The sequence below is a fragment of the Sulfurivirga sp. genome, from assembly GCF_015490265.1.
Taxonomy (GTDB): domain Bacteria; phylum Pseudomonadota; class Gammaproteobacteria; order Thiomicrospirales; family Thiomicrospiraceae; genus Sulfurivirga.
Genome location: NZ_WFYD01000109.1, coordinates 1 through 8,569 on the forward strand (window position 1 = coordinate 1; position 8,569 = coordinate 8,569).

Annotated in this window: 5 protein-coding genes; all 5 read left to right on the forward strand. The window is 63.8% G+C overall.

What is annotated here, in order from left to right:
• Nucleotides 1-2,963, forward strand: a 2,963-nt coding sequence (locus F8K16_RS07205) for an efflux RND transporter permease subunit (protein ID WP_294948733.1), incomplete at its 5' end; no start/stop codon positions are given.
• A gap of 152 nt (nt 2,964-3,115) precedes the next feature.
• Nucleotides 3,116-5,119 carry a transketolase gene (gene tkt / locus F8K16_RS07210; RefSeq protein WP_294948735.1) on the forward strand — a complete coding sequence of 668 codons (2,004 nt, stop codon included), beginning with the start codon at nt 3,116-3,118 and terminating at the stop codon, nt 5,117-5,119.
• 62 nt (nt 5,120-5,181) lie between these two features.
• Entirely contained in the window at nt 5,182-6,189 is a 1,008-nt protein-coding gene (gap, locus tag F8K16_RS07215) for a type I glyceraldehyde-3-phosphate dehydrogenase (RefSeq protein WP_294948737.1), read from the forward strand.
• Between the two features lie 105 nt (nt 6,190-6,294).
• Nucleotides 6,295-7,494 carry a phosphoglycerate kinase gene (locus tag F8K16_RS07220; protein ID WP_294948739.1) on the forward strand — a complete coding sequence of 400 codons (1,200 nt, stop codon included), beginning with the start codon at nt 6,295-6,297 and terminating at the stop codon, nt 7,492-7,494.
• A gap of 136 nt (nt 7,495-7,630) precedes the next feature.
• The coding region (pyk, locus tag F8K16_RS07225) for a pyruvate kinase (RefSeq protein WP_294948742.1) at nt 7,631-8,569 on the forward strand (939 nt) is incomplete at its 3' end.

Here is an 8,569-nt window from a genome sequence, read left to right on the forward strand (position 1 = left end):
TCCCCAACTTCTCCCTCGACATCGTGCAGGTGCGTGTGGTGTGGCCGGGCGCCAGCGCCGAGGATGTGGAGCGTTCCATCACCACGCCCATCGAGCGGGCGCTGCGCACGGAGGACGGACTGGATCAGATGAGCTCGGTCTCCTCCGAGGGATTGTCGCTGGTGACGCTGCGCTACAGGGAAGGCACGCCCATCATCGAAGCGCTGGACCGGGTGCGCCAGAAGGTCACAGGCCTGCGCAACCTGCCGCAGGATGCACAGAAACCGGTCATCACTCACCTGCAACGCTACGAGCGTATCGCCAGAATTACGCTGGTGAGCGAGCGGGGCGACCTGATGGCGCTGCGTGCCTGGGCGCGGCGCTTTGAGAAGGAGCTGCTGGCCGCCGGGGTGGATCGGGTGGACTTCTGGGGGCTGCCCGATGTGCGTCTGAATGTGGAAGTGCCCGCTGAACAGTTGCGCCGCAGCGGGCAGGATCTCGCCCAGTGGGCCGGGCTGATTGCCCAGCAGAACCGCCGTGCGCCATTGGGCACGGTGGGGGATGGGGAAAGCCCGCGTGACCTGCGCATTCTTGATCGGCGCGAGACGCCTCTTGCGCTGGCGCAGCTGCCGGTGCCGACCGCCGGGGTGTCCAATCTGCTGCTGGGTGATGTGGCCACCACCCGCTGGGCAGCGCCGCCCCATGCGGTGACGGAATTTCTCGGCCCGGCCCGGGCCATCACGCTGGAAGTGAAGCGTGCCGAAAGCGGCAACACCCTCAAGGCGGCCCGGATCGTCTATGACTGGCTGGCGCAGGCGCGCGCCGAGCTGCCCGAAGGCATGCGACTGGTGGTGCATGATGAGACCTGGTCGCTGGTCAAGCAGCGCATCATGCTGCTGGTCAACAACGGGCTGGGCGGACTGCTGCTGGTGCTGGTGATCCTCTATCTGTTCATGAACGGGCGGGTGGCCTTCTGGGTGGCGGTGGGTATTCCCACCAGCTTTGCCGCCACCCTGGCCATTCTGTGGTGGACGGGCGGCAGCATCAACATGGTGAGCCTGTTTGCCCTCATCATGGCGCTGGGGGTGATCGTGGACGATGCCATCGTAGTGGGCGAGGATGCGCTGGCCCACTATGAGGCGGGCGAGGGACCACTGGAGGCGGCGGAAGGTGGGGCGCACCGCATGCTGGCGCCTGTGACCGCCGCCAGCCTGACCACAGTGGCCGCCTTCCTGCCGCTGATGATGATCGGCGGCGAGATGGGCAACATTCTGTCGGCCATCCCACTGGTGATGATCGCCGTGGTGCTGGCATCCCTGCTGGAGAGCTTTCTGGTGCTGCCGGGACACCTGCGCCATGCGCTGGCGCGTGTCGAGCGGGGGCGTGAATCCCCACTGCGCAGGCGGCTGGAGGCGGCCATCGACCACTTCCGTTTCGTGTGGTTCCGGATCGTGGTGCGCTGGGCGCTGGCACATCGGGCGGTGGTGCTGGCCAGCACTTTCGGGCTGATGATTCTTGCCGTGGGGCTGCTGGCGGGCGGCAGGGTGCCGTTCACCTTCTTTCCTTCGCCGGAGTCCAACAAACTGTACGCCTACATCCAGTTCGTGCCGGGCACGCCGCCGGATGAGGTGGCCCGCTTTGCCCGACGGGTGGAGCAGGCCGCGCGGGACACGGCCGAGCGACTGGAGCCGGGCATGCTCAAGGTGGCGCTGGTGCGGCTCAACCGCACCCGGGCGGCCACCGGCCCCAACTACGCCACCGTGGCGCTGGAGTTTGTCGACTCCGACCAGCGTCAGACCCGCAACGCGACCTTCATCACCGAATGGCGCAAGGCCATTGGCGCCGAACCGCCCGGACTGGACACGCTGATGATCTCCGAACCGAAGATGGGGCCATCGGGCGGAGATTTCGAAGTGCAGATGTACGGGGCGCCGCTGGAGAAACTCAAGGCGGCTTCACTGGCGCTGCAGCAGGTATTGGCCCAGCGGCCCGGCGTGCATGCCATCGAGGATGACCTGCCCTACGGAAAGGTGCAATGGGTGCTGCACCTGACCCCGGCGGCTCGTGCGCTGGGACTGACGGCGGATGCTGTGGCGCAGCAAATCTCGGCGGCCTTCTCCAGCCGCATCGTGCAGATCTTCACCCGTGGCGAGGATGAAGTGGAGCTGCGGGTGCAGTTGCCGGAGGCCGAGCGACAGCGGCTTTCCAGCTGGCTGAGTCTGGACATCCGCACGCCACAGGGCTGGGCGCCCCTGCAACAGCTGGTCACGGTGGAAACCCGGCAGGGCTTCGAGGTACTGCGGCATCTGGACGGGCGGCTGGGCGTGACCGTGCGTGCCGAGGTGGATCACACCCGCGCCAATGCCAACCGCATTCTGGCGGACATGCGTGAGACGGTCTTTCCTCAGCTCGCGCGCGAGTATGGCGTGAAGTTCAGCACCGAAGGCCGGGCGAAGCAGCAGGCGGAGACGCTTGCCGACATGAAGATCGGCCTGTGGGTGGGGCTGGCGATGATTTACATCATTCTGGCCTGGGTGCTGGGCAGCTACGGCTGGCCGCTGCTGGTGATGATGGCCATTCCCTTCGGGCTGATCGGCGCCATCTTCGGCCACTGGGTCATGGGCATCGACCTGACCATCCTCTCGCTGTTCGGCTTTTTCGGCCTGGCGGGCATCGTGGTCAACGATTCCATCATCCTGGTCACCTTCTACAAGCAGCTGCGCGAGCAGGGCATGGCGGTGCAGCAGGCGCTGGAGGAGGCTTCGGTGCGGCGGGTGCGCGCCGTGCTGCTCACATCGTTGACCACCATCGCCGGGCTGCTGCCGCTGCTGTTCGAGAAATCCCTGCAGGCACAGTTTCTCATCCCCATGGCCACCTCCATCGCCTTCGGACTGATGGCCTCCACCCTGCTGATCCTGCTGGTGGTGCCCGTGCTGCTCAGTCTCTATGAGCAGGTGGCGCAGCATCTGAGCCGCACGGTCTGATTATCCTGTCGACCGCCGCCTTCCTTGCACAATATGTTGATTTGCGGGAAAATAACCCGCTAATGTCACGATAAAGCCGCTTGATCATTCCCGGCCCGAGTCGTCGGCGGAGCGGCGTCGAACCGAATTTTTTGAAAAAGAGGAAGCACGTTATGCCAACTCGCAGAGAACTGGCCAACGCGATCCGTGCCCTGAGCATGGACGCAGTCGAGAAAGCCAAGTCCGGTCACCCGGGTGCGCCCATGGGGATGGCGGACATCGCCGAGGTGCTGTGGAACAGCCACATGAAGCACAACCCCAACAACCCCAAGTGGGCCGACCGTGACCGCTTCGTGCTGTCCAATGGTCATGGTTCCATGCTCATCTATTCCATTCTGCACCTGACCGGCTACGACGTCTCCATGGAGGACCTCAAGCAGTTCCGTCAGCTGCACTCCAAGACACCCGGTCACCCCGAATACGGCTACACGCCGGGCGTTGAAACCACCACCGGCCCGCTGGGTCAGGGCATCACCAACGCCGTGGGCTTCGCCATTGCGGAGCGTACGCTGGCGGCCACCTTCAACCGTCCCGGTCATGACATCGTCGATCACTACACCTATGTGTTCATGGGTGACGGCTGCCTGATGGAAGGCATCTCCCACGAGGCCTGCTCTCTGGCCGGCACGCTGGGGCTGGGCAAGCTGATCGCCTTCTGGGATGACAACAACATCTCCATCGACGGTCATGTGGACGACTGGTTCTCCGAGGATGTGCCCAAGCGCTTCGAGGCCTACGGCTGGCATGTGATCCGCGATGTGGACGGCCATGATGCCGAAGCCATCGACCGCGCCATCCGCGAGGCCAAAGCGGTCAATGACAAGCCGACCCTGATTCAGACCAAGACCACCATCGGCTTTGGCGCGCCCAACCTCTGCGGCACCCACGACTGCCATGGCGCGCCGCTGGGTGAGGAAGAGATCAAGCTGACCCGCGAAAACCTCAACTGGCCCTATGCGCCGTTCGAGATTCCGGAGGAAATCTACGCCGGCTGGGATGCCCGCGAGAAGGGTCAGAAGCTGGAGGACGAATGGCAGGCGAAGTTCGAGGCTTACCGCAAGGAGTATCCGGAGCTGGCCGCCGAGTTCGAGCGCCGCATGAACATGGAGCTGCCGGCCCAGTTCGATCAGGTGATGATGGACTACGCCCGCGAGCTGCAGAAGGAAGGGCCTTCCGTGGCCTCCCGCAAGGCTTCCCAGATGGCTATCGAGAAGATGGGCCCCGTGGTGCCGGAACTGCTGGGCGGCTCCGCTGACCTGACTCCGTCCAACCTGACTTCCTGGTCCGGCTCCAAGAAGATCACCCGCACCGTGCACGACGGCAACTATATCTCCTACGGCGTGCGCGAGTTCGGCATGGCCCACATCATGAACGGCATCGTGCTGCATGGCGGCTTCCGTCCCTACGGCGGCACCTTCCTGATGTTCATGGAGTACATGCGCAACGCCGTGCGCATGGCCGCGCTGATGAAGGTGCCCACCATCTTCGTCTACACCCACGACTCCATCGGTCTGGGCGAGGACGGCCCCACCCACCAGCCGGTGGAGCAGATCGCCACCCTGCGGGTCATCCCCAACATGGAAGAGTGGCGTCCGTGCGATGCGGTCGAGTCCGTCATCGCGTGGAAGGAGGCCATGGATCGCAAGGACGGCCCCACCTGCCTGATCTTCTCCCGTCAGGGTCTGCCGCACCAGCAGCGTGACGAGGCCCAGCTGGAGAACATCTCCAAGGGCGGTTACGTGCTGGTGGACACCGACGGCAAGCCGGATCTGATCATCATCGCCACCGGCTCCGAAGTGGGTCTGGCGGTGGATGCGGCCAAGGTGCTGGCTGACAAGGGCGTGAAGGCACGCGTGGTGTCCATGCCCTCCACCAGGCGTTTCGACGCACAGCCGCAGGCCTATCGCGACACCGTGCTGCCGGCGGATGTGCCGAAGATGGCCGTGGAGGCCGGTGTGTCCGACAGCTGGTACAAGTATGTGGGCCTGGACGGCGAGATCGTCGGCATGGACCGCTTCGGCGAATCCGCACCGGCGGGCGAGCTGTTCAAGGAGTTCGGCTTCACCGTGGACAACGTGGTGGCCCACGCCGAGAAACTGCTGGCCAGGCAGAAGTAATCCGGCTGGCGGCCTGAGGGCCGCCGCAACCCTCTTCAATTCAAAGTCCAAAGGAGACAGTGATGACTGTACGTGTTGGTATCAACGGTTTCGGCCGCATCGGCCGCATGGCGTTCCGCGCAATCGCTCAGGAAGCCGAGTTCGACAATCTGGAAGTGGTCGCCATCAACGACTTGCTGGACCCCGAGTATCTGGCCTACATGCTCAAGTATGACTCCGTTCACGGTCGCTTCGACGGCACCGTGGAGGTGGATGGCGGCAATCTGGTGGTCAACGGCAAGACCATCCGCATCACCGCCGAGACGGATCCGGCCAACCTGAAGTGGGATGAAGTGGGCGTTGATCTGGTGCTGGAGTGCACCGGCTTCTTCCTGACCGAAGAGACCTGCCAGAAGCACATCGACGCCGGCGCCAGGAAGGTGGTTCAGTCCGCGCCCTCCAAGGACCACACACCCATGTTCGTCTATGGCGTCAACCATGAGGCCTATGCCGGCCAGAGCATCGTTTCCGCAGCGTCCTGCACCACCAACGGTCTGGCGCCGGTTGTGAAGGTGCTGAACGACAACTTCGGCATCAAGCGTGGCCTGATGTCCACCGTTCACGCCGCCACTGCCACCCAGAAGACTGTTGACGGCCCGTCCAAGAAAGACTGGCGTGGTGGCCGCGGCATTCTGGAGAACATCATTCCTTCCTCCACCGGTGCCGCCAAGGCGGTGGGCAAGGTGCTGCCGGCGCTGAACGGCAAGCTGACCGGCATGGCCTTCCGCGTGCCCACTTCCGATGTGTCCGTGGTGGACCTGACCGTGGAGCTGGAGAAAGGCACCTCCTACGACGACATCTGTGCCGCCATGAAGGCCGCTTCCGAAGGCGAGCTGAAGGGTGTGCTGGGCTACACCGACGAGCCGCTGGTCTCCACCGACTTCCGCGGCGACTCCCGTCCGTCCATCTTCGACGCCAAGGCGGGCATCCAGCTGGATCCCACCTTCGTCAAGGTGGTGGCCTGGTATGACAACGAGTACGGCTACACCTGCAACATGCTGCGTGTCGCCAAGCACGTTGCCGCCAACTGATCGCGGCTGATCGCGGGGCGCATGCGCGCCCCATTGCCGACTGGGCGCCAGCCGGGCGCCCAATCGGGAATGCATCGAATCCAACGAAACCAAAGGAGCCGCACTATGGCAATCATCAAGATGGCTGATCTGGCCAAGGAAGGCAAGCTGTCCGGCAAGCGCGTGCTGATCCGTGAGGATCTCAACGTGCCTGTCAAGGATGGCAAGGTGACCTCCGACAAGCGCATCGTCGCTTCTCTGCCCACTATCAAAATGGCGCTGGACGCTGGTGCGAAGGTGATGCTGATGTCTCACCTGGGGCGTCCCACCGAGGGCGAGTATGACGAGCAGTTCTCCCTCGCGCCGGTGGCTGCCGACCTGTCCGAGAAGCTGGGTCAGGAAGTCCGTCTGGTCAAGGACTATCTGGACGGCGTGGATGTGGCCGAAGGCGAAGTGGTGCTGCTGGAAAACGTGCGCTTCAACAAGGGTGAGAAGAAGAACGACGACGCGCTGGCCAAGAAGTATGCCGCCCTGTGTGACGTCTTCGTGATGGACGCCTTCGGCACCGCGCACCGCGCGCAGGCTTCCACCTATGGCGTGGGCGTCTATGCGCCCATCGCCGCCGCCGGCCCGCTGCTGGCCGCAGAGCTGGAAGCGCTGGGCAAGGCGCTGGAAAACCCGGATCGTCCCATGGTGGCCATCGTCGGCGGTTCCAAGGTGTCCACCAAACTGACCGTGCTGGAGTCTCTGGCCGAGAAGGTGGATCAGCTGGTGGTCGGTGGCGGCATTGCCAACACATTCATCGCCGCAGCCGGCTACAACGTGGGCAAGTCTCTGTATGAGCCGGACCTGATCCCCACCGCCAAGCGTCTGATGGAGACCATGGCGGCCCGTGGCGCCGGTGTGCCCATCGCCAAGGATGTGGTTGTGGGCAAGGAGTTCTCCGAGACCGCCGAAGCCACCCTGAAGAAGGTGGACGAGGTGGCCGACGATGACATGATCTTCGACATCGGGCCCGAGTCCGCCGCCGAGCTGGCCGACATCATCAAGAAGGCCGGCACCGTGGTGTGGAACGGCCCGGTGGGTGTGTTCGAATTCGATCAGTTCGGCAAGGGCACCGAGACCATCGCCAAGGCGATCGCCGAGTCCAGCGCCTTCTCCATCGCCGGTGGCGGCGACACCCTGGCGGCCATCGACAAGTATGGCGTGGAGTCCGGCGTGTCCTACATCTCCACCGGTGGCGGCGCCTTCCTGGAGTTTCTGGAAGGCAAGAAACTGCCCGCCGTGGAAATGCTGGAGAAGAAGGCGGCCGAGCTGGGCGCCTGAGTGCCTGCAGCATGCAGCCCGCGCCTCCGGCGCGGGTTTCATTTTCACGTCACATGCATCTGTCAGAATGCTGCCGCAGCCTGACCCTGCGAGAGTATTCTGCAACGATAGCCAAACATAAAGGAAAGCGTCATTCATGAGCGATACACGTCCCGTATTGCGTAGAACCAAGATCGTGGCCACTCTCGGACCCGCCACCGACAAGCCTGGTGAGCTGGAGCGGCTTATCCGTGCCGGTGTGGATGTGGTGCGCATCAACATGTCTCACGGCGATGCGCAGGATCACATCGACCGGGCGGCCCGCGTGCGCGAGATTGCCGAACAGGTGGACCGTCAGGTGGGCATTCTGGTGGACTTGCAGGGGCCCAAGATTCGCATCGCCCGGTTCAAGGAAGGTGTGATCGATCTGGTAGAAGGCGCCAAATTCGCGCTGGACGCCAGCTGGGATCCCAACGAGGGGGACGAGCATATCGTCGGCCTTACCTATGAAGAGCTGCCCAACGACGTGGAGCCGGGTGACGAACTGCTGCTGGACGACGGCCGCGTGGTGCTGCGGGTCGATTCGGTCGAGGGCACCCGGGTCAACACCACCGTCATCGTGGGCGGCAAGCTGTCCAACAACAAGGGTATCAATCTGCGGGGCGGCGGTCTGTCTGCCTCCGCCATCACCGAGAAGGACAAGGAAGACATCAAGACGGCGGCGAAGATCGGCGCCGACTATCTGGCGCTCTCCTTCCCGCGCAGCGCCGAGGATGTGGAGGAGTGTCGCCGGCTGGCGCAGGAAGCCGGACTGAATGCCGGCATCATCGCCAAGATCGAGCGGGCCGAGGCCGTGGCGGACGACTACACGCTGGATTCCATCATTCTGGCCTCCGATGTGGTCATGATCGCCCGTGGGGATCTGGGTGTGGAGATCGGTGATGCCCAGCTGCCGGCCATTCAGAAGAAGATCATCAAGCGCGCCCGTCAGCTCAATCGGGTCTCCATCACCGCGACCCAGATGATGGAGTCCATGATCGAGAACCCCATCCCGACCCGGGCGGAGGTGTTCGATGTGGCCAATGCTGTCATGGAC